The organism is Pseudobutyrivibrio sp. JW11, from assembly GCF_900115355.1.
Lineage (GTDB): Bacteria > Bacillota > Clostridia > Lachnospirales > Lachnospiraceae > Pseudobutyrivibrio > Pseudobutyrivibrio ruminis.
The window spans coordinates 60,230-82,662 of sequence record NZ_FOWB01000013.1 but is presented as its reverse complement, the minus strand read 5'-3'; the positions used below and the strand labels follow the sequence as shown (position 1 = coordinate 82,662).

At 38.3% G+C, this 22,433-nt stretch carries 16 protein-coding genes and 1 other RNA gene; 2 read left to right on the top strand and 15 right to left on the bottom strand.

Annotated features, from left to right (window positions below; genetic code table 11):
* Positions 1-244: 244 nt before the first annotated feature.
* From BM102_RS11205 to tadA, 9 genes are all read right to left on the bottom strand, one after another.
* A complete protein-coding gene (locus tag BM102_RS11205) occupies positions 245-916 on the bottom strand; it encodes a CvpA family protein (RefSeq protein ID WP_081822060.1) in 672 nt (223 codons plus the stop codon).
* Positions 917-924: 8 nt separating this feature from the next.
* Positions 925-2,142 (bottom strand): DUF5711 family protein, encoded by a 1,218-nt coding sequence (locus tag BM102_RS11200; RefSeq protein ID WP_090482037.1) that lies wholly within the window; start codon positions 2,140-2,142, stop codon positions 925-927.
* A gap of 60 nt (positions 2,143-2,202) precedes the next feature.
* Positions 2,203-4,101: a 1,4-alpha-glucan branching protein GlgB gene (glgB, locus tag BM102_RS11195; RefSeq protein ID WP_090482034.1), complete on the bottom strand. Its 1,899-nt coding sequence runs from the start codon at positions 4,099-4,101 to the stop codon at positions 2,203-2,205.
* 24 nt (positions 4,102-4,125) lie between these two features.
* A complete protein-coding gene (locus BM102_RS11190; RefSeq protein WP_090482031.1) occupies positions 4,126-6,966 on the bottom strand; it encodes a tetratricopeptide repeat protein in 2,841 nt (946 codons plus the stop codon).
* Positions 6,967-7,071: 105 nt separating this feature from the next.
* The gene (locus BM102_RS11185) at positions 7,072-8,385 is read right to left on the bottom strand and encodes an AI-2E family transporter (RefSeq protein WP_090482028.1); all 1,314 of its coding nucleotides are present in this window, start codon (positions 8,383-8,385) and stop codon (positions 7,072-7,074) included.
* A 25-nt stretch (positions 8,386-8,410) separates the two neighbouring features.
* On the bottom strand, positions 8,411-10,696 hold the full coding sequence (locus tag BM102_RS11180; protein ID WP_090482025.1) for a hydratase: 2,286 nt from the start codon (positions 10,694-10,696) through the stop codon (positions 8,411-8,413).
* Positions 10,697-10,710: 14 nt separating this feature from the next.
* A complete protein-coding gene (locus BM102_RS11175; RefSeq protein WP_033152577.1) occupies positions 10,711-11,466 on the bottom strand; it encodes a hypothetical protein in 756 nt (251 codons plus the stop codon).
* Positions 11,467-11,485: 19 nt separating this feature from the next.
* An RNA gene (gene ffs / locus BM102_RS11170) (signal recognition particle sRNA large type) lies at positions 11,486-11,723 on the bottom strand.
* Between the two features lie 15 nt (positions 11,724-11,738).
* Positions 11,739-12,188: a tRNA adenosine(34) deaminase TadA gene (gene tadA, locus BM102_RS11165; RefSeq protein WP_033154669.1), complete on the bottom strand. Its 450-nt coding sequence runs from the start codon at positions 12,186-12,188 to the stop codon at positions 11,739-11,741.
* A gap of 221 nt (positions 12,189-12,409) precedes the next feature.
* Between tadA and BM102_RS11160 the strand changes: the two genes are divergently transcribed.
* Together BM102_RS11160 and BM102_RS11155 are read left to right on the top strand one after the other, a co-directional pair.
* On the top strand, positions 12,410-13,105 hold the full coding sequence (locus tag BM102_RS11160; protein WP_090482023.1) for an anaerobic ribonucleoside-triphosphate reductase activating protein: 696 nt from the start codon (positions 12,410-12,412) through the stop codon (positions 13,103-13,105).
* A 23-nt stretch (positions 13,106-13,128) separates the two neighbouring features.
* On the top strand, positions 13,129-13,677 hold the full coding sequence (locus BM102_RS11155; protein ID WP_044939330.1) for a GNAT family N-acetyltransferase: 549 nt from the start codon (positions 13,129-13,131) through the stop codon (positions 13,675-13,677).
* Here BM102_RS11155 and BM102_RS11150 read toward each other — a convergent pair whose 3' ends face one another.
* Genes BM102_RS11150 through rsmA form a run of 6 tightly spaced genes read right to left on the bottom strand, consistent with a single transcriptional unit; the run spans position 13,678 to position 22,431 of the window.
* Positions 13,678-14,967, bottom strand: a complete 1,290-nt coding sequence (locus BM102_RS11150) for an alpha-amylase family glycosyl hydrolase (RefSeq protein WP_090482021.1) — start codon at positions 14,965-14,967, stop codon at positions 13,678-13,680.
* 50 nt (positions 14,968-15,017) lie between these two features.
* On the bottom strand, positions 15,018-17,201 hold the full coding sequence (locus BM102_RS11145) for a YhgE/Pip domain-containing protein (RefSeq protein WP_090482018.1): 2,184 nt from the start codon (positions 17,199-17,201) through the stop codon (positions 15,018-15,020).
* The gene (locus BM102_RS11140) at positions 17,198-17,626 is read right to left on the bottom strand and encodes a hypothetical protein (protein ID WP_090482015.1); all 429 of its coding nucleotides are present in this window, start codon (positions 17,624-17,626) and stop codon (positions 17,198-17,200) included. The genes BM102_RS11145 and BM102_RS11140 overlap by 4 nt, the downstream gene beginning before the upstream one ends.
* Before the next feature lie 9 nt (positions 17,627-17,635).
* A complete protein-coding gene (locus BM102_RS11135) occupies positions 17,636-19,915 on the bottom strand; it encodes a YhgE/Pip domain-containing protein (protein ID WP_177194960.1) in 2,280 nt (759 codons plus the stop codon).
* A gap of 2 nt (positions 19,916-19,917) precedes the next feature.
* Positions 19,918-21,543: a tetratricopeptide repeat-containing diguanylate cyclase gene (locus tag BM102_RS11130; RefSeq protein ID WP_049960443.1), complete on the bottom strand. Its 1,626-nt coding sequence runs from the start codon at positions 21,541-21,543 to the stop codon at positions 19,918-19,920.
* 33 nt (positions 21,544-21,576) lie between these two features.
* Positions 21,577-22,431, bottom strand: coding sequence for a 16S rRNA (adenine(1518)-N(6)/adenine(1519)-N(6))-dimethyltransferase RsmA (gene rsmA / locus BM102_RS11125; protein ID WP_044939319.1), 855 nt, complete (start codon positions 22,429-22,431; stop codon positions 21,577-21,579).
* Positions 22,432-22,433: the final 2 nt, after the last annotated feature.

Below are 22,433 nucleotides of genomic sequence, written 5' to 3'. Positions count from 1 at the left end.
GTATTAATTCAAGGTTTGTTTCACTGTTCAGTTATCAATCTTCTCTTCGTTGTTGCCCTCAGCAGCAACTCGTTTATATTATCACGATGCTGTGTTTTTGTCAACAACTTTTTTGATTTATTTTTTAAATCATTTATTTAGAAAACTCAGTGTTTTCTAAGTGTGCCGCTCTCAGCGGAACGAATAGTATAATAGCAAAGGATTTCACTAAAGTCAACACGTTTTTGCAAAAAAATTATTGTCTTTATTTTCCGATAATTCTAGCAATTAAGTTGTTCTCATAGACGAAATACAATAGCTGGTCTTTTTCGGCGTTTTCTATTACAAAATGCCCTACTGCAGATGCTGGGAAACAGCTTGCAATATACATCAACAACCATATTGCTAACATTCCCTCAATCAATCCCGCTATTACTCCAAGAAGACGATTTACATCCCTTATTCCTGGAACTAAACCTATCCCCTTTATGATCTTGTCTATTATAAATATCACAAGTATACCTATTAGTACTGCTATTATTGTGGCTATACCATTTATAGCAGCATCTGTAAGTTCTTCAGCTATGAACCTGATTGTAGCGTCTATTGAGCTCTGGACACTTTCTGTTATTTCTTCTTTTATTGAGGATGGAACCATTGACATGACCGCATCTTCGCCTGTGCCCACTTCCTGTTCTTCCGAGGCCGTATATCGCTCTGTAAGATGAGTTACAATACCTTCCTGGATTGTATACGGTACCTGTGTAGATGTAGATATATAATTATCAATAAAATTGCTGCCGTAGTTAACAAAGCATATTAAGAACACCCATGCTATGATTCCAAATACGATTCTCAGCATGCCTCTTCTTGCTCCACGTATAATGCAGAACAATAATATTAACGCTGTGATAATTAATAAATAGTTTATTTCCATTTAGATTCCTACTTGATATATATTTCTTCTGTCTTACTATCTTCTATTAAATAGTATCTCTTAGATGTAGTTCCAGGAATTACTCCATAGATTTTATCATCAAATGTATAATTGAACTTTTTAAAGCCCTGTAGGTTATATATACTTACTTCGTTTTCATTACTGATATAGATTTCATTATTATCTAAAATAGTAATGTTGTCGTAGCTACTTTCTATTTCTTTTGAAATTAGTCTAAAACCGTATAAATTATATACGTTCAACTCGTTTACAATTTCACCATTGTCTGTTGCTGTTTCGCATATATATCCAAAATGACTATCATTATAGAATATACTTTTCATCTGTTGGCCAACTGTAATTTCTTTTGCCACAGTTGCACGAAGATTATTGTTGAAAATAATAATCTTTGAATCACTAAAGGCAATAGCCTTATCATTTTTCATATATTCTACTTTTGGAATTAATGCACCTATGTAATTGTAAGATGCAACGATATTGTCCTCTTCTTCCTTACCAGCACTGGTAAAATCATAGAACACTAACTCTGTATCTAATTCACCGTTATTTACATTTATGATAGATAATAAAAGCCTAGTGGCATCAGATGAAAGGGCCATAGACACTGGATAGCCTCTGTTCTCAGGATGGATTTCACCTGATACAAGAACGGAACCATCCCTATCATACATTTGTATATAACTGGTTGTTCCCTCTTGAAGTAATATTGCTACTGTGCCTTTATCTGCCACTCTTGCCTCTATAACAGGCGTGGTTGTCGAAATAGTATTGATATATCCTTTTGAGGAGAATACATCCACTTCTGTTCCTTTTTTATCATATACAACAATATAATCACCGCAAAAATCAATGTTGGGGTTTGTCATATCGTATGTGTAGTTCCATATTAATGTGCCGTCAAATGTGGTATAGAATATTCCATCAGCACTATATTTAATTAGATTATTATTAAAGCTACGATAATTACTCTCGCTAGAGTCCTGTCGTTCCCATGTCTTTTCTACTTCATAATCATCATATGTAGTGATTATTCGTATAACAAATATGGATATAACAATAAATAGAAGTAATAAAATGATATAAAAATAGCGCTTCTTAGGTGGCTTATAGTCGTCATCTACTCGTCTTGCCACTACAGGCTCTTTTTCATCTTTTTCTTCTTCATTGTTTTTTTCTGGTAACTTTATAATCTTAAATTCTTCCATATTTCTCGCTTCTTACTATTTTTTAAAAAGAAAAGGGCTGTATTAACAGCCCAATTTTCTTTAATAAACAAATATTGCTATCTGATATGGCGCCATCGAAAATCCTATTGAGTACTCTCTGCCATCACATTCCTCATGAATTGGTGTGCAAGTCTCAGGAATTATTCCGCCTTCGCCTCCAAATTCCTTGTTTTCACTATCAAGCAATAATCTAAATCGTTTGTTTTCTGGAACACCTACTCGATAATCATCGTATTTCATAGGAGTCATATTTATTACAAACAATAGATTATTTTTTCCATTCTTTGCCTTGCGAACAAAGCTAAAGATACTGCGGTAGCTATCGTTGGCATTTATCCATTCAAAGCCAGCCCATGAAACATCCTGTTCATACATTGCTGGATACTGTCTGTATATATGTAACAGCTCTTTGAACATGCGGGCTACATGTCGATGATTTGGATTGTCTAATACGTACCAATCAAGCTCTCTAGCCTCACTCCACTCAGTTCCCTGAGCGAATTCTTGACCCATGAATAACAGCTTTTTACCAGGATGGCCCATCATAAATGCATATCCCGCCATCAGATTTTTATATTTATCAACCTCTAGTCCAGGCATCTTTGCAAGCATAGAGCCCTTCAAATGAACTACCTCGTCATGACTAAGCACAAGAATATATCTCTCGGCTTCATTGTAGCTCATTGCAAATGTCATTTTATTGTGGTTGTCTTTTCTGAAATAAGGATCAAGCTTCATATAGTCTATGAAGTCATGCATCCATCCCATATTCCATTTGTAGGAGAAATTTAATCCTCCATTTTCAACATCCCCGGTAATCTTTGGCCAAGCTGTAGATTCCTCGGCAATCATAATAGCGCCAGGGTTTCGACCCCTTATCAAAGTATTGATATGCTTAAAGAACTCGATTGCTTCAAGATTCTCGTTGCCACCATGCTCATTAGGAATCCACTGACCAGGCTTCTTGCCATAATCGAGATATAACATTGATGCTACAGCATCTACTCTAAGACCATCGATATGATAATGCTCAACCCACTGTAAAGCACTACCAATCAGGAAGTTTTTAACCTCTGGTTTACCATAATTGAAAATTTTGGTACCCCAGTCTGGATGTTCACCCTTTTTAGGGTCTGGATATTCGTATAATGGTCTGCCATCGAAGTCAGCAAGACCATGTGCGTCTTTTGGAAAATGAGCTGGAACCCAGTCCAAAATTACACCTATTCCGTTTTTGTGCAAATAATTGATGAGATACATGAAATCATCAGGTGTACCATAACGTGATGTAGGTGCATAGTAGCCTGTAACCTGATATCCCCATGAACCATCAAATGGATATTCCGCAATACCCATCAACTCAACATGAGTGTATCCCATGTCGAGAACATATTCTGTAAGACTATGAGCAAATTCTTTATAGCTATAGAAGCCATCGTTTTCTGGCCTTGGATGACGCTTCCATGAACCTGGATGAACCTCATAGATTGCAAGTGGCTGTTCCCAAAAATTCTTGGCTGCCTTGCGCTGCTTCATCCAAGCGCTATCGGTCCATTTAAACTTTGTATTGTCATAGATTCTGGATGCTGTGCCAGGGCGTACTTCAGCGTATGTAGCGTATGGATCCGCTTTGTAAAGCTTTGTTCCATCCTCTGTATAAATAAGATATTTATACAGCTGCCCTTCCTTTACATTTGGAATAAATGTCTCGAATATTCCATGGCTCTCTGGCTCAACTCGCTGCATAAAATTGCGAGTTTCATCCCAGTCGTTAAACTCTCCAATAACAGCTACTCTACTGGCATGTGGTGCCCACACGTCAAAGTAGTATCCAGACTCTTTGCCTTGCTTCCCCCTGTGTGCTCCGAGCTTTTTGTAAATGTCATAATGTGTGCCTTGCCCGAATAAATAGGCATCCAAATCTGTAAAATTGCTCATAAACTATCCCCTTTTATTAATTATTTATTTGTCGAAATCCTTCTCTTTTAAGATGATATTGCCATTCTTATCGTATTTAGGCTTATTGAAGAATCCACCCTTTGTAGACTTTTCAATAGCATCATCCATAATCTCTGCTACCTCCTTAATAGTAGTAACATGATCATAGCGACCGATAAGATTGATTCTATTATAAAGTGCAAGAATTCCCATATCATCTATAGTACATTCTGCTTCGAGAGCATATGTCTTTGCAAATGATACCAATTCATCTATTGAGAATACCGGAATAACAATCTTTTCTGTAAATCTCTTTGCAAATGAACTGTCTTTGATAAGGGCTTTATCAATACCCTTCTTGCTATCTTCAATAATGATGATTGTTCCTGATGTATCGTTTTGCATAAGAAGAGACAATGTAACCGCTGTCTCCTTTGAAATACCACCAGCTGATTCGATGATTAAGCAACCACCCTGAATCTTGCTGTAAAGCTTTTGAATATCCTTTTCGTTAAGCTTTTCTCCGGAAATCTTTCCAATTCCACCCTTTGGATATCCAGTCTTCTTTTGTAAAACCTTGATAATGCTAGTTGCCATCTGTGTTTTACCTGAGCCAGGCTCACCAACAATGACAATACTTCCACCATTTGCGTTAGGCTTATCAAGGTATGATGCAGCTCCCTCGATTACGCGAGTAATATTAGCCTTCATTCCATTTATTGGAAGGAAGTATGAGAAGATATCAAGATCTTCATCATCAACCTTAATAGATGATTGCTGATTTGGCGCTGCAACTGGAGGGTTAACTTCTGCTACAGGAATTTCAGCCTCCTGAATCTGTACTTTTTCGATCTGTACTGGTTCTGGCTGAATTAGTTCTGGCTGAATTACCTCAGGCTGAATCTGATCAACCTCCTCGAACTGTGGCTCAGCAACAGCTGGCTCTTGCTCCTCAGCAAATAAATCTTCTGGAAGAATAATAGGAGGTAATTCAATGTCATCAATATTGATACTTGGTTCCTCTACTGATTCTTCTATTGACTCTTCTATTGGTTCCTCTTCTGATTCTTCTACTACTTCTTCAATTGGAGCCTCTACCTGCTCTGCCTGTTCAGGCTCTTCTACAGGCTCCTGGATAAATTCATCGCCAAGCCCCTCTATTATTTCTGCAACGGGCTCCATATCTGGCATTACTATAGCTGGTTCCTCTGCGAACCTTACTACAGGCTCTTCCTCGTAAGACTCTACTGGAACTGGAATTTGTGTATCCACTCCACTAAGTCTATCTATTTCTTTTTGTAAAAGGCTATTTACATCAGCAATCATCTGGGATGCTTCTTTGAAATCCACGTCTTCTGTCTCCTCAGTGTCATTTTCATTTAGCGTTGGAGGCTGCCAACTTGGTGTTGCCTCCTTTAACTCCCCTGCTGCATGCATAATAGCACTTGGTACTGCAGCTGCTGCTCCTGCAAGTGCCGCTTCCTCAGCGGATACAACCGGTATATCAATCATGCCTGTCTGTAATCCATCTGTAGAAAGCATCGGGATGGTAAATCCCGCGTGTGTTTCTGTATATTCTGGCTGCTGATTTTGCTCAGTGTCGTCAGGAACAGATTCCTCTTCTTCCAGCTGAACCTCTTTTACTTCTGTAGGTTCTGCGGCGCCTAGGTATTCTTCCTTGAGAAGCTCCTGTGAAGACATACCAGCATCGAGCTTTGACATAACTCCTTCTAATCGGTTCAAGACGTTGTTTGCCTCACGAAGGGCTTTCGCTCTAGCACTTTCAAGCTCCTTGCTCTTGGCATCCTCCATGGCCGCCTCTGCTGCACGCTTTGTCTTTTCCCACTCAGCAAGAACATCCTCGATGGTCATCTGTCCTTCGATTTGCTCTTCAGTTTGAGTGCTTTCATCAGCAAGCTTAAGGCTCATTTGGCCATCAAAGCCTTCTTCCAAGTACTGCTGGAATGTGTCGTTTATTGAGAAGTCCTCTGGCTCCTCTACAACTTCTTCATCTGCCACCTGAAGATAAGGTATTTCTTCAACGAGATTCTTGATGGCACCGATGTTTTCTGAAACCTCACCAGCATCGGTTGCTTTCATGATTTCGTCTATATTCTTTTTGATTTCCGCCTGAAGGTTGATTGTGTCGAAACGCTCTGGCCCTTCAGGAAGCTGGATATTTTTAATATTTGGAACAATACTGCTTGAATCAGCAACTATCTGTGGAGTAATCTCTGTGATGCCGTCTTTCTTCTGCTGCAAGCTACGATATTTATCCTCTTGGGACTTATCAAGTGGCTGATAAAGCATTTTTAATTCCAATGCTCTTTCAACTACTGGACCATCACCAAACCAAAGAATGATTTCATCGCAAAGTGCTATACATTTATCACCCTGATTTGTCTTGTGATAAAGATAAGCAAGCTCATAGGCCCACTCCTCTATAAAATCATTTTCCTTGAGCTGCTCAAGAATCTTGATAAGAGTGGCATTATCTGCGCCCTTTGCAACATTAATATTGTACTTGAGGATATATTTAAGACTATCGTGTGGAGCTATCTGCACAAATTCGTTGTAGTATTCCTGAGCTACATCTATCTCTTTGAGCTTCAGTGATATCATACAAAGCTTGTACAGAATCATCCTTCCGATAGGAGAACGCTCATGTGCAACTAATAATAAATCCCTTGCTTCTTCGATTCTACCAGCCGCTTCATAGGATTCACTTCCCGCAATCAAATCATTGATATTGTGAACCTTTCTCCAGTTGATAGTATCTGCAACGGACATTGCATCTGTAAATTTGTTTTTTTCGATGAGATTTTTCATCTCTTCAATTCGAGTACGATATTCCATTTTTTCCACAGAATTATTCTCCAAATTACATACTTATAGTTATTAAAATATTATCATAGCTTGTCATTAAAATCAAAAAACCAGGACTTAAAAATCCTGGTTTTTCAAAATTCATTATTTCTTTTTATTTTTCCCAAAAATAGGAGATTTCTTCTCTTCTTTAGCCTCTTTTTCAGCATGCTGTAGAAGAATATTTTTTTCTAAATCGATATATTCCATCTTTTCGTATTCGATTGTTTGCTCCGGCAGATTCCTTCTTTTTACTAGGTAATTTGCTACTCGTCCAATTATGTAGTAAATAATTGCCACAATTGGTACGGCTACAATCATTCCTCCAAATCCAAAGAAGCCTGCGCCTACAACTACAGCAAATACTACCCAGAATGAAGATATACCTGTTGAATCACCAAGAATCTTTGGTCCAATAAGGTTTCCATCAACCTGCTGCAAAATCAAGATGAAGATGAGGAAATAAATTCCCTTCATAGGCTCTGTAAGGAAGATGATGATGACTGTAGGAACAGCACCGATGTATGGACCAAATACTGGAACAATGTTTGTAACACCAACAATAACTGATACTAATACCGGATATGGCATCTTCATAATTAAGCATGCTATATAACAAATCACGCCAATGATTATAGAATCAATTATTTTTCCGATGATAAATCCGTAGAAGATATCTGCTGATTTACGTGTTATTTCAAGAGTGATATTTGCATATTTAGGAGACATCAATCCGCATATAAGCTTTTTGGCCTGCGCTTTGAATGTTTCCTTTGAGAGCAATACATACACTGAAACAAACATTCCAATGATTATGTTTACTATAAACTTTCCAACTGTAAGAACACTACTGGTTATAAGAGACATCATATCTGTCTCATCATAATCAATGTACTGATCCACAAAAGACAAACCCTGGTTTACCAAATCTCCAATATTGTTATCCTTGGCTTTCATAAGGGCTTCTTCGTACTGGCCTTTTGTAATTACATTGCACCAGTCCAAAACACCTGCTATCTGCTCTTCAATATGCTTTGCAAGATAGATGATTGTGCTAATTAGGTTTGGCACTATGGCGTTTATAATAAAGATTACTACTCCAGCCAATACTACTAAAGAGAGTATTGATGACAAAGTTCTATTCGCTTTCCTTGCCCCCAGCTCTGTTTTACAAAACCTATTGAACAACCTGCTAAAGCGCTTTTCGAAGAACCCCATTATAGGATTCATCAAAAAGGCCATTATAAAACCAATCAGAATCGGCTGAATGACTGTATTTACATGATTAATAGCTGCAGATACGCCACGGCTATTTCTCAGTAAAAAGTAAAAGATTATTACAATAAAAGCTGCAATAACATAGCTAAATAGTCTTTTTCTGAGAGCCTTTTGTTCAATTTTTGCCTCTTCGTCTGTCATAAATACCCTCCCTAAGAGCTTGCTCTTACTGTCTATTGTAATTAATCAAGCATCCTTTAAGAATAATTTTTCTTTCGTCGTCTGTAAGTTCTCCAAGAGTAAGATCAAATTCTTTTAATCCTTCTTCTTTTACAACATACGCCTTAATTGTTTCAGCTTTGTTAACAACTGCCTCTTTAATGCCTGGAATAAAGAGATAATCTAAATTCTTAAATGGCAACTGGCCTTCCTTGATAACGAATGGAAGCATTCCCCAGTTGATAAGGTTTGAACGGTAACGCTTTGTTGCATACTCATTTGCAATATTTGCCCATCCGCCAAGAACCTTCTGACAAGATGCAGCCTGCTCTCTTGCTGAACCATCACCTGGTTTAACAGCGAAAATTGTGCTACCTACTCCAAAGTTGCTGTGATTTACATCTGGATATGTCTCTTTAACTTTATGTACGATTTGTTTTAATTCTGGTACAGCTTCACCTGCACACTTTCCAGCTTCAAGAGCCTTCTGAGCTTTTTGGATATTTTTAGCTCTTCCTACGTATTCAGGGTCTTTTCTAGAGAGAGTAAATTCTGCCAATCCAAGAGGATTAGAGCGGTAAGAAGATGTCTCTCCTGATGGAATTAATTCATCTGTAGTTGTAACTGGGTCGTGAATCTCAGATACAACCTGTAAGAATAAATTCTCTGGTAATGGACTCATCTTTGGCCAATCCTTGATGTTTGGACCAAAGTGAATCTCTGTATCTGGCTCTGCTACGCCCTTTGAATCGAATACGCGGTTTGCATAAATTCTGCCATCGAAATGATATTTAGGCTTTGTAAAGTCTACGTCAATATCTGTTGCTGCTGTAAGATATCCCTTATTTGCTGCTGTTGCGGCAATTGAACGAGCATCCATAAGAGCAACTGATGCAATTTGACCATTCTGAAGCTTTGATCCCTCACGGTTAGGGAAGTTTCTTGTAGAATGACGAATTGAGAAGCCATTGTTAGATGGTGTGTCTCCAGCACCAAAACATGGTCCACAGAATGCAGTCTTAACGATAGCACCTGTACTCATAAGATCTGCTACTGCACCATTCTTAACAAGCTCCATGTATATAGGTGTAGATGCTGGGTAAACTGAAAGAGTAAACTCGTCTGGGCCGATGCTTGTACCGCGAAGAATATCTGCTGCGTCACAAATATTTTCAAATCCGCCACCAGCGCATCCTGCAATGATACCCTGATCTACGTATAATTTGCCGTTTCTAACTTTATCCTTAAGAGAGAACTCTACCTGGCCATCAAGAGATACCTTTGCACGCTTCTCGCAATCATCAAGGATATCCATAAGGTTAGCATTGAGTTCTTCGATTGTGTATGTGTTGCTTGGGTGGAATGGCATTGCAATCATAGGCTTGATTTCATCAAGATTGATTTCAATCATTCCATCGTAATATGCTACCTGGCCTGGATTAAGCTCTTTGAACTCTTCCTTGCGACCATGGATTTCATAGAACTCCTCTGTAGCTTTATCTGTTGTCCAGATTGAACTGAGGCAAGTTGTCTCTGTAGTCATAACGTCTACGCCAATTCTGAAGTCCATAGAAAGATTTGCAACGCCTGGGCCAACAAACTCCATAACTTTATTCTTAACGTAGCCTTTATCGAACACTTCACCAATGATAGCAAGCGCAACGTCCTGTGGACCTACGCCCTTTCGTGGTGTTCCTGTCATATATACGCCAATAACGCCTGGCATAGCGATATCATATGTCTGATTAAGAAGCTGCTTTACAAGCTCTGGGCCACCTTCGCCCATTGCCATAGTTCCAAGAGCTCCATATCTTGTGTGGGAATCTGAACCAAGAAGCATCTTTCCGCCTCCTGCCATCATCTCACGAGCAAACTGGTGAATAACAGCCTGATGTGGTGGAACATAGATTCCGCCGTATTTCTTAGCACATGTAAGACCAAACATGTGGTCATCTTCGTTGATAGTACCGCCTACAGCACAAAGTGAATTGTGGCAGTTTGTAAGGCAGTATGGGATTGGGAATTTTTCAAGGCCTGAAGCCCTTGCAGTCTGAATAATACCTACATATGTGATGTCGTGACTGATTAACTTATCAAACTTAATCTGTAGGTGCTGCATGTTTCCAGAAGTGTTATGGCTGGACAAAATTCCATATGCCATTGTTTCCTGGTGTGCCTGGTCTTTAGTTACATCCTTACCTGTTGCGGCTTTGATTGCGCTGAGAGCCTCTGGGCTATCCTCTACAATTTGGTTGCCGTTTACAAGGTAAACTCCATTGTTGTAAAGCTTCATCCTTTATTCTCCTTCTAGTGCTTTAATCCAAAAAGGCCTCCGAGACCTTTCTTACCAGGTTTCTTCTCTCCTTCGGACTCTTCTTCCTGCCACTTGAAGTACTCTGCATCTAAGTCCTCTGAGGAGATTCCATTTTCCTCTGCATCTGCTGGTGCATCTAAATCGTCATCGATTTCAAGACCTGCCTTTGCGAAGTATTCTTTATCTATTCTAATTTCTGGAGCTGCATATTTAGGAGCGCTATCATACTCCTCATCAGTTCCTTCCTCTTTTTCACGGCGAATTCGCATATTTTCTTCATCAATAAGACGAAGGTATTTTTGTGTATCAATTAAATCATTGAGGTGACTCTTAAGCTCTAACTGATTAGATTTAACAAGTCTTGTTTCCTCTTTGATTTTTTTATTTGCTTCTTCATATATCTTTGCAATAGATTCTTGGGATTCTTTGATAATTGACTGGATAGAATCCATAGCATTATCTGTATACATAAGTGATGCGGCATAGATATCTTCTGCTTTGCGAGTTGCTTCAAAGACAATATCATCCCCTTGCTTTTGCATCTCACGATTTGCTTTGTCACGACTCTTAACAGTAAGCTCGTGCTCTTCCATCATATCGTACATGCACTCGTTAAGCTCCTTAAGAAGATCCATCATTGCATTTTTATCAACAATGACGTTTCTCGCGCTGCCTTCATAAGGCTGAGCCTTTGAAAACAATACATGCATATCTCTAAGTACTTTTTCTGTTCTATCCTGTGCACCCATAATTAATCCACCTTGATATAAAAATACCGAGTTAACTACATCGGTATCATTTGGTAGCCGCCCTAGGAGAACTCCCTCCAGGCGACCCCTCGTCAGATGAACGGTCCTACTTAGTGCTGCTGCATTCCTGCCCTGACACGATTCGCAGGTGCCCATTACGAGGGACCCAAAGATCAACATCCTCTCAGGACGACCGCCAAATGATACCTTATGTCATTACTCGGAGACCTTATTGTATGAAAAAAGGCCCTATTTGTCAATAAAACAACCTGTTACATTAACTGATTTTTCTGTTCTCTTAACTCTTCGAAAAACTTTGTCATCATTTCTGTGCATCTTTCACCTAAAATTCCTGTCTCAAGCTCACACTGATGATTAAATTTATCTATTTGCAAAATGTTTATTACTGAGCCTGCACAGCCTGCTTTAGGATTCATCGCTCCAACTACAACCTTTGGAATACGAGCCTGAACTATTGCTCCTGCGCACATCTGACATGGCTCCAACGTAACATACAATGTGCAATCCTCTAATCTCCAGTCACCTGTTTTTCTGCAGGCTTCCTGAATGGCTGCTATTTCCGCATGAGCCAAAACGCTCTTATCTGTATTTCTGCGATTGTACCCTCTGGCAATGATTTTGTCATCCTGAACAATTACGCATCCAATAGGAACCTCATTGATGTCATATGCCTTCTTTGCTTCTTTGATGGCCTGTTCCATATATTTTTCATATACTTTGAGAGTCTTTTTCTCCTCTTTTTCTGCCTGTTTTGCGATGCGCTTCTCTTGGCGCTCTTCTTTCGACATCATGGATTTTCCCCTCCTAGTTTGCTATACTTTTTATAATATCTACAGAATAAATTTTAACAGAAAAGACTTTGCAAGCAATCATTTTCTTGAGAAAAATTGCCTGTTTTAGCTTTTAAATAGGAATTATTACTATGCTTATATTAGGAATGCAAAAAACTACATTGCTGGACTATCCTGGGAAGGTGGCTACCACTCTTTTTACTGGTGGTTGCAACTTTAGATGCCCATACTGTCACAACAGGGATTTGGTTATGCCTCCTGCGGATGTTATTGCCTATTCAATGGATGAAATCTTTGAACATCTTAATAAGAAAAAGAAAATTCTAGACGGGATATGCATCACTGGTGGCGAACCCACTTTACATAAGGATTTACCTGATTTTATTAAGCAGATTAAGGATTTGGGTTTATTGGTAAAGCTTGATTCTAACGGAACAAATCCCAAGATGCTTAGAACCTTGATTGATAGCGGACTTATCGATTATGTGGCTATGGATATTAAACATTCAAAGGAAAAATACAACACTATTGCTTGTATGAAGACCTTTGATATCGGGCCTATTCAAGAATCAATTGATATTTTGATGGAAGGGAAGATAGACTACGAATTTAGGACAACTATCATGAAAGAATGTCATGAAAGCGAGGATATGGAATCTATCGGACAATGGCTAAAGGGCGCCAAAGCTTATTATTTACAAAGCTATAAAGAGTCTGAGCAGGTTATAAATCCTATCTTTTCACCTCATTCACTGGAGACTTTAGAATCATTTGTTGATATTTTGAAGCCTTATATTCCTAACACTAGTTTAAGAGGAATAGATTAATCTATTATTCAGGGGAGGATTATATGCAATTCGAAATTAACACTGAACGTCTTACATTAAAGGTTTTAGGGAAAGAATCGGCACATCTTGTACTGGATTTTTATTCTAGAAACAGAGATATTTTTGAGAAATATGAGCCTATTATCGGAGATGATTTCTACACTCTCAATCATCAAAAGAAAATTTTGGAATTTGAGCACAACAATATTCTTAAGTTGATTATGGTCCGTTACTGGATTTTTGAGAAAGATAATCCTAACAAAATCATTGGAACAGTAAGCTATAGAAATATAGTTAGACCTATTTACCAAAGCTGTACCATCGGCTATAAAATGGATAGAGATTACATGAATAGAGGTTATTGCAGCGAAGCTATCGCATATACCATTCCTATTATTGCACGTGACCTTGGTATTCATCGCTTTGAAGCCTTAATCTTGCCTGATAACGACCCATCTATACACATGGTTAAAAAGTTGGGCTTCCAATTTGAAGGCGTCCTCCGCGATAAAATCATTATCAACGGACAACGCCTTGACCACTGTCTGTATGCATATCTTGCAAACAACTAACTATTTTAAAATCTTGCTACCATGAGGCTCCAGCACAAAATCATAGTGCTGACCTCTATAGTCAAAGACCATTTGTTTTTCTTCGGCTGTGTTATTTAATGCCACAATCACGTACTCATCATTCCAGACTCTTGCAAATACTAAAGTTTCATTTTTGACCTGCACTTCCTCGTAAACACCTTGTTTTAGAGGATTTGAGCTTTTTCTGATGTCTGCTAAAGTCTTTATGTGATCAATCAAATCTGGATTGCTCATTTTGCTCGGATCTATTTCTGGGCGAAGAGCATAGTCCCCATCTCCTGATTTTTTATCCCCTTCAATTGCCCACTCACTACCGTAATAAATCGATGGTATTCCCGGCATGGTGAATAATAGAGTGTAAACAGGATAGATATTGGCCTTATCTGTCAGCAGATTATATATTCTATTTACATCGTGATTATCCACAAAGTTGTATAGGTACTTACCTACATAGAGTCCACCTTGCCCCCACTGGCGCTTCATTGCATAGTTTATCTCGAAATAGTTATGGTCATTGTGGCTTGAATATATTCCCTTCCAGCACTCATAATTTGTTACTGCATCTAGCATGTTTTCGTTTACATAAATATTGTAGTCTCCATGGATTATCTCGCCCATTAGCCAGAAATTCGATGCTTTCTCTTCAGTAAAGTTCTTAAGCCTATTAAAAAAGCCTCTCTCTATGCAGTCTGCTGCATCCAGACGCAAGCCATCTATCTTAAAATCATCTATCCACATTCCTACAGCATTTAAAATGTGGTTATCCACATCATTGCACCAATGATTCAACTTTACCAACTCTTCTGCACCTGACCAACATTCATATGACAAACCGTCTCCATGCCAGTTATTTCCTGACAGATTCAATCCTGCAATCCATTCTTTGTAGGTAGAGTTTTCCCTCTTTTTTAATACATCCTTGAATGCAATGTGGCCCCTACCCACATGATTGAAGACGCCATCCAGGACAACCTTTATATCATTGTCATGACAAGCTTTTACGACCTTTTTAAAATCATCATTTGTACCTAGTCTACTATCGATTTTATAGTAATCCCAGGTGTCGTACCCGTGGGTACCTGATTCCATAATAGGCCCCAGATATAACGCATTAACACCGATTTCTTTTAGATGAGGTATCCAGTCAATTAGCTGCAATATACGATGGCCTGCGGTTTCTTCGCCTTTATTCTCTCTAGGACAGCCAAATGCTCCCAGTGGATAAATATGATAAAAAACCGAATCTTTAACCCAACTAATATCTCTCATACAAACCTCCTATATGATGCAAAAAAGGGCAGGATTATCCCGCCCTTATCTTAGATCAATATACCTGATTTTTCTTTACTACTCTCAATTTTTTCATTTAATATTTTAAATGGATGATAAAGTGTAACGCCTATAAACACCGCAATTAACCCATAGATGGTGAGTGTTAACATGCAATTTCTATATGTATTTTCATAGAATCCTGCGATGCACTCTCTAAGAGCATTCATTGAATAGTTAAATGGCATAAACTTGTAGAGCACCTGGAATACCTTTGGAAGTACTTCGATTGGGAATGTACCGCCTGCACCTGCAACCTGTATAACCATTAATACTACTGATAACGCTTCACCTACATTTCCAAATGAATATGTAAATGAATATAACAACAATGAATAAATCAATGATGTCCATGCACATGCCATCCAGAAGTAGAATGGATGCTCACATTGAATTCCTACAAACAGGAATGCCCCTAGCACTGTGATGATTGTCTGTATCTGGCCTATCACAAAGGTGGTGAAATATCTTCCTAAGAAGCACTGCCAGTTCTTTAGGTTGTCCAGACCTGTTGTGTCTTTAACAGTTGTCTTTAGAATGGTGGACATGATAAGTGCACCAACCCAAATAGAAAGAACAATGTAAAATGGCGCTGTCATTGAACCATTATTTTCCACTGGATAAATATACTCATCAGAAATATCTACCGGGCTGCTAATAAAATCAGACAGCAAATCTGGGTCTGACTGAAGCAATTCCATTATCTTTTGATATGCTTCGTTTTTACCAATGGCTTTTATCTCAGCTATCAATGCCGCTAATTGGCTTTCCATTTCCACAGCTTCATCTCTTGATTTTACTAGAGAATCCTTAGACTGCTCCATAATTACAGCGTAATTATCTAAGTTATCAGCTACCAAATCGATGCTTGTTGCATTGTAATTGATAAGCTTTTCTACTTCTTCAACTGCCTTTGATCCTGCATCGATTGCTTCCTGTCCCACTGAAGAAATTGCACCATAGTAATCACGAATATTTTTTGTACATGCAAGGACTGCTGCCACATTATTTACTAATGTGTTTTTAGCTGAATTGAAATCTTCTTCGCCCTTTGTAGTGGCTGATTGTATATTTGCCACATCTTCATCTAATCCTGCAATCAAACCGTCTAATACATTGGCATACTCCGTGATTGCTTCTTTTGCTTTTGTTCCTTCTTCTGTATTAGGAGCATTTACATTTAATAATAACTGGTATAAACCTTGTTGGTCGGTTCCCCACATTTCCTGGATTGTGCTAACACTTGATTGAAGCTGTGTATAGTCAATATCAACGTCCAGGCTTAACCCCGCCACTTTTTCATTTAATGTATTTGCATCTGAATCTACAGCGCTTAATTTTTCATTCAGGTTTTCTATTTTTCGATCAGCATTTTTCTTACTTTGCTCAACATCATCTTTTACACCAGCTGCCTTGTTTTGCGAGTCCTCAGCCATTGAGCCTGCCAGCTCTGTAATGCTATTTGCGCTTTCTGTGATTGCTTCTCCAGCCTCTGATATGCTTTCTGTTGAATCCATAAGTGCAATATATGAATCCAAAATGGTAATCATTCCATTCAAGTCTGAATCAAGCTGTTCTAGCTTATTGATACCTGCGCCAGTGATATTGCCTTCTTCATCCAATGTTGCGAAATATTCACCGCCCTTAAGAAGAGATTCTGCCACTGTACTAACAAAGGCATGGTCCACCTCACGCTCGATTGTGGTCTTTACCTTTGCTGTAATCTTTGGTGCAATGGCATTTTTCTTTTCATTTTCGTAGTAAGTAATTACTGGATTCTCGATATCTCCGCTAAGGAAGCTTATCATGTCGGAACTAAACTCTTCATCAATAACAAGAGCGGCATAGTAATCACCTGAATAAACGCCATTTACAGCTTCCTGCGCAGTGTCTGTAAATACCCAGCCTATAGTGGTATTTTCTTTTAAATTGCTAATTATAATGTCCCCGACATTTAATTCCACACTGCCAATCATTATGCCTTCATCAGATGATGCAACGGCTACCTGCAAGTTTGATGTAGCGCTTTCACCGTATGGGTCCCAGTTAGACAGGATATTAAACCAGGCATATAGGCATGGAATTACTGTAAGTCCTATGATAACAACCATAGCAACTACATTTGTTGATAATCTTTTTATGTCTGAAACGATAATCTTAATAACGTTTTTCATCTTTTCAGCTTGTCTCCCATAGAATGAATATCAGTTTTAATCTCTTCTTTAAGGTCCTTAATATCCTTTACCATTTCGTTTTTAGCATTGTTTATTTCATCAATACTCTGAATAACTTCTTCACCAATAAGAGCTTGTGCCTCTGCCTCTTTTTCCATAATTCCAAGCTCCTTTAATTGCTCCTGAAGCTCAAAATCCATGTATTCCACATATAAAAGATAAAATGCAATGCCAAACAATGAAACAATCCAAAGTACTAAGAACACAAGCTTAGAACGGTCAGTGATAAAGCTTATTACCAAAAAGACAAGTGGCAATAAAATATTAACTTTTAACCCTACCTTTATCTTTTTCTGATTACGCTGATGAACCTGCTGCTGCAAATCCATGAACTTCTCATAAACGATTTCTTTTTCTTTTCCCAAAACTGCCTCCTACATCATTTCGGTATCTTCCATTCGCTCTTCCATGTAATGATTAAGCTTTTCAAATGGAATTCTTACCAAAAGACCTATCACAAGTGATATAGCCATAAATATAACGAGTGTACCCAAGTACTTTAGATAATCGCACTCGTAAGTTCCACATAAGCACTCTCGAATAGAGTTGATTGCGTATGGGAATGGGAAGAATATGTATACCTTTCTAAAGAACTCTGGCAAAAGCTCAATAGGATATGTTCCTGAACTACCTGCAATCTGAATAACTACAAGTACTACTGCAAGTGCCTTACCAGCGTCACCCCAAGTTGTTACAAGGGAATAGATTAGGATAGTAAAAGTGGTGGCAATTACTGATCCGGCCAATAAGAATAACCAAGGATGTAAGCACTGCACATGCAACAGGAATATGTCTCCTAATACAATAATCACCGCCTGAATTTGTCCAAGTACCCAATATAGGACATATCTTCCAAAATATAATTGTCTCTCAGACGCATTTGGATATTTGTTTTTATCTGGCTTAATTTTAATAATTGCTGTTAATATCAATGCTCCTACCCAGAATGCCAATGTAGAATAGAATGGTGCTACTGCCGAACCATAATTCTCGATAGGGTATACAGCTTCTGTTTTCATTTCCACTGGTGTTGAGAAGAATTTTCCATATACTTCCGGGTCACCAGATAAGGCATTTACTAATACTTGAATCTTATCAGCTGAGCCGGCCTCTTCGATTTCGGCTATCGCATCAATCAATCTTCCATTTACGTATACTATAGCCTCGCTTGTTTTTTGCAGGCTTGTATCTGCGCAATCTACTGTGTTTCCAATTGCATCAAACATTACAACTAAATTGCCAAATGTTTCGCCAACAGTATTAAGTATCGCGCTTGAATTGTTAAGCATTCCCTCAAGTGAAGATAAGCCTGCATCGACCTTTTCTCTAAGTGGGCCAGATAATGTTTTATTTAACTCTTCGCCCTTTGTTCTTGCGTTAGTAGCTGCTGACTTAAGATTCTCTGTACCAACTGATACTAATTCTTCTTCATTAACATTATTTAATGCATCTATTGCTTCTTTGATAGCTTTGTCAGCTGCTGCTACCTGATTTTGGTATTCTGTTGAAGATGGATTAATCGAATTTATAGCAGTCTGGACTGACTGTATCTTTGCTACCATCTCTTTCAAATTCGCTGGTATCATCTGCTCAGGAATACCATTTGTCAATTCTTTATAGGCGTCTAGTATTCCATTAACAACATTATTGAATTCTGTTTTTGCCGCACTTAATTCTGTTTCATCAAGTCTAGTTGGCAGATATATGGCTATATCAGCCATCTCTAAAGTATCAAGCATAGCCCCTTTAAGGCTTCTTGCTACTTCTGTTGCATCATCGCTTATCTTTGCTGTATCAAGGTTTTGATTCATAGAAGCAGCTTTTACTTCTATGAGAGTCATGGCTCTTTCAACAGTTTGTGAGTAAGAATTAATAGTTGTATCACTTTTGTCTGTAATATTTCCTGCCGTCTCAAGAGATTTCGCACTCTGCTCTGCTTGATTCTTTACGTTTGTTGCATCCTGTTCTGCAGCCTCTAAGGAAGCCTTAAGCTGTGCATCGTTTTCTATGATTGTAGTCATAGCATTTTGATATGTAGTTAAATCTGCGCTAAGGCTTTCAAGCTTGTTTACAATCTCGTCTACTCCGCCCTTTTCCTGCAAATCTTCTGACACATCTGAAGCACTAGAAAATACCCTGCTAACAACAACTTCTGTGAATGCCACATTAATGTTGTTCTGCAAGGACTGGGCTACTGTATCTGAAATTTTAGTCGCTACGGGATTCTTCTTTTGATTCTCATAGAAATGTAGAACCGGTCTTTTGACGTCGTCTGTAAGAACGTTGTACATGTTGTATGTGAAATCTTCATCTACAACAATTGCTGCATAATACTCCCCGCTATAAACTCCATTTACAGCATCCTCCTCTGAATCGACAAACTGCCAATCCACAGAGGTATTTTCATGAAGGTTTTCAATTATGGTATCACCTTGATTGTGATACTCACCTTCTTCATCTGTGTATCCTTTGTCCAAAGATATAGCTGCGAACTTTAGCGCTCCTGTGTTGCCATATGGGTCCCAGTTAGAATAAATGTTGAACCATGCATACAGGGCTGGCAAGAAACAAATTCCTACCACAATAACAAGAGCGAAAAAATTCTTCACTAGACTGATAACATCATCAAAAAAAATCTTTTTAATGGTTTTCATTTTCATTCATCCTCTAGTTCTACTAAGTCTGTCGCATCGCAGATTTTAATTGCATTTCTGCTTTGCTGCTTAACCTCGTATAACATTTTGTCTGCTCCCTGAAGATAACCAAACATACTAGCATCTCTTTCTGGTATTCCATAACAGATACCCTGAGAAATGGTTACAATGTTGTCTGTAAGAGAAAACTTATGCTCCCACTTTTGCTGGTATATTCGATCTCTTAATTCATTTGCTTTGGCCTCAACCATTTCTTTGGTAAGACCTTCATAGATAACTACGAACTCATCTCCACCATATCTTGCTGTGAAAATGCCATCCTCTTTTGCCATTTCTATTAAAGTGCTGGCAATGAACTTGATACAATTATCACCTTCCTGGTGACCATAGTTATCGTTGTACTGCTTAAAGAAATCTATATCAAGGATTTCAACTGCTATACTAGATCTATTAATAAGGGCCTTTTCGAAGGCTTCCTCACTATACTCATTAAGCTTCAGTCTATTATACATTCCTGTTAATGGGTCTGTCTCTGAACGTTTCTGCAAGAATGTATTCTTCTCTTCGACTTTTTTATTGATTTGTGTAAGCTCCATATACGAATTACGCATAACGATCATATTGCTGACCATCAAGCGATTTTCGCGTTCCATAAATTCTGATAGCTCGAAATACAAAACTGAAGCGATTTTATATTCTTCGATTTGTCCTACTCTTCTGTAGTAACGAATCTTAAGGGTAAGAAGCTTTCTTTCTAAGTTTTTGATAGATGTGTGCTTTGTTAAATCATCAAGAACTGTGTAAGCTTTAAAGAAATCATCGTATTTTTCAATTTTAAGAAGCATGTGAAGATAATCATAGAAATCATCAAACACATCCAAAATAGGCATGCTTGTGCTGGCATGCTTATTAACCATTTCAATCCAATAGTCTCTTGCTTCATCCTCGCCTATTGCCTGATGAACTCGTGCAAAATAGCAATAGATGACTATTCTGTCCATCTCCATCAAATATGGAAGACAATCTGTTCTAAGCTTCTTCTCGATTTCAAGACATCTGTCCTCTCTATCAAGATTTAAATAAGCTCGTCCCATACCAAGTAGGATGGCTGTATAACTTTCAGTAAAACCATCCAAGCTCTTATGATCAAGAATATATCTATATGCAATTTCAGTATGAGAAATGGATTTCTGGTATTCCTCGATGTTAAGGTACAATGAACCAAGATTCATGTGGATCATCCACTCTATATCTGGAAGTGAATAATCCTCACAAATACTGATTGCTTTAATGAAATAATCCAGGGCAAATGGAGCATTTCCGCGATTTAGAGAAACAATGCCTAGCATATTGTTTGCCATGGCAACATATCCCCACTCCTTTACGTGCTCCATAGGTCCCATGCAAGAAAGCATTTGAGAATAGAAATTTGATGCGTCATTTAAAAGATAATAGGTTTCGCCCTTTGAAAAATAAGCATACCCAATAAGGGCATCGTCCTTCATGCCCTTACCGTAAGCTAAAAGCTTATCGCAAGCTGATAAAACTGTTCCTGAGTCCTTGCCTCTATTTTTTTGTATTTCACCTATGAGAAGCTGAACTTCTCTGCTGTAGCTGCGGACATCCATTAATTAAGCTCTCCCTACTAGTCTGTTAATCTCCTAAGCCTGCTTTAATACATTTGTTAATTTGGCAAAATCTTCAAGTGATAACGCCTCTCCTCGTACAGTTGGTACAAAACCACACTGCTCTATAGCATCAGCAATTTGCTCCTTTGAAAAATGAAGCCCATTGCTAAGACCGTTCAATAAAGTTTTTCTGCGCTGATTAAATGAAGCTCTAATAATCTGGAATAAAAGCTTCTCGTCACATTCAACTGGCGGATTGTTGTGACATCTCAGCGATATTACTGTACTTGATACCTTTGGCTGTGGCATAAAGCAACTTGGTGGAACCTCACATATTATCTCTGGATTTGAATAATACTGAACCGCTAAAGACAATGCTCCGTATTCCTTGGAACCAGGTCCTGTTTTCATTCTGTCGGCCACCTCTTTTTGAATCATGATTGTGATTGATTCAAGTGGTACATGACTTTCGAATAACCCCATGATAATTGGAGTTGTAATGTAGTATGGCAGATTTGCCACTACTTTTATCGGCTTTCCACCGTTTTTCTCAAGGGCCAATTTGTTAATATCAACCTTTAAAATATCCTGATTGATAACTGTCCAATTCTTGTATGTAGATAATGTATCATCCAAAATTGGGATAAGTGTTTTATCGATTTCCACTGCCACAACTTCCCTTGCTTCCTCGCAAAGACGTTGTGTCATTGTTCCTATACCAGGGCCGATTTCTAGAACAAAATCGTCCTTTGTAATGCCTGCTGCATCAATGATATTATCAAGGACATTGCCATCTATAAGAAAGTTCTGTCCATATTTCTTTTGAAATGAGAATCCATGAGCTTCCAAAACAGCTCTCGTATATGTTGGATTACTTAAATATGCCATAT

Bases quoted from the DNA above. Each gene is read 5' to 3' on its own strand.
- BM102_RS11205 (WP_081822060.1), bottom strand. From the start codon at position 916: ATGGAAATAAACTATTTATTAATTATCACAGCGTTAATATTATTGTTC.
- BM102_RS11200 (WP_090482037.1), bottom strand. From the start codon at position 2,142: ATGGAAGAATTTAAGATTATAAAGTTACCAGAAAAAAACAATGAAGAA.
- glgB (WP_090482034.1), bottom strand. From the start codon at position 4,101: ATGAGCAATTTTACAGATTTGGATGCCTATTTATTCGGGCAAGGCACA.
- BM102_RS11185 (WP_090482028.1), bottom strand. From the start codon at position 8,385: ATGACAGACGAAGAGGCAAAAATTGAACAAAAGGCTCTCAGAAAAAGA.
- BM102_RS11180 (WP_090482025.1), bottom strand. From the start codon at position 10,696: ATGAAGCTTTACAACAATGGAGTTTACCTTGTAAACGGCAACCAAATT.
- BM102_RS11175 (WP_033152577.1), bottom strand. From the start codon at position 11,466: ATGGGTGCACAGGATAGAACAGAAAAAGTACTTAGAGATATGCATGTA.
- tadA (WP_033154669.1), bottom strand. From the start codon at position 12,188: ATGGAACAGGCCATCAAAGAAGCAAAGAAGGCATATGACATCAATGAG.
- BM102_RS11160 (WP_090482023.1), top strand. From the start codon at position 12,410: ATGCTTATATTAGGAATGCAAAAAACTACATTGCTGGACTATCCTGGG.
- BM102_RS11155 (WP_044939330.1), top strand. From the start codon at position 13,129: ATGCAATTCGAAATTAACACTGAACGTCTTACATTAAAGGTTTTAGGG.
- BM102_RS11150 (WP_090482021.1), bottom strand. From the start codon at position 14,967: ATGAGAGATATTAGTTGGGTTAAAGATTCGGTTTTTTATCATATTTAT.
- BM102_RS11145 (WP_090482018.1), bottom strand. From the start codon at position 17,201: ATGAAAAACGTTATTAAGATTATCGTTTCAGACATAAAAAGATTATCA.
- BM102_RS11135 (WP_177194960.1), bottom strand. From the start codon at position 19,915: ATGAAAACCATTAAAAAGATTTTTTTTGATGATGTTATCAGTCTAGTG.
- BM102_RS11130 (WP_049960443.1), bottom strand. From the start codon at position 21,543: ATGGATGTCCGCAGCTACAGCAGAGAAGTTCAGCTTCTCATAGGTGAA.
- rsmA (WP_044939319.1), bottom strand. From the start codon at position 22,431: ATGGCATATTTAAGTAATCCAACATATACGAGAGCTGTTTTGGAAGCT.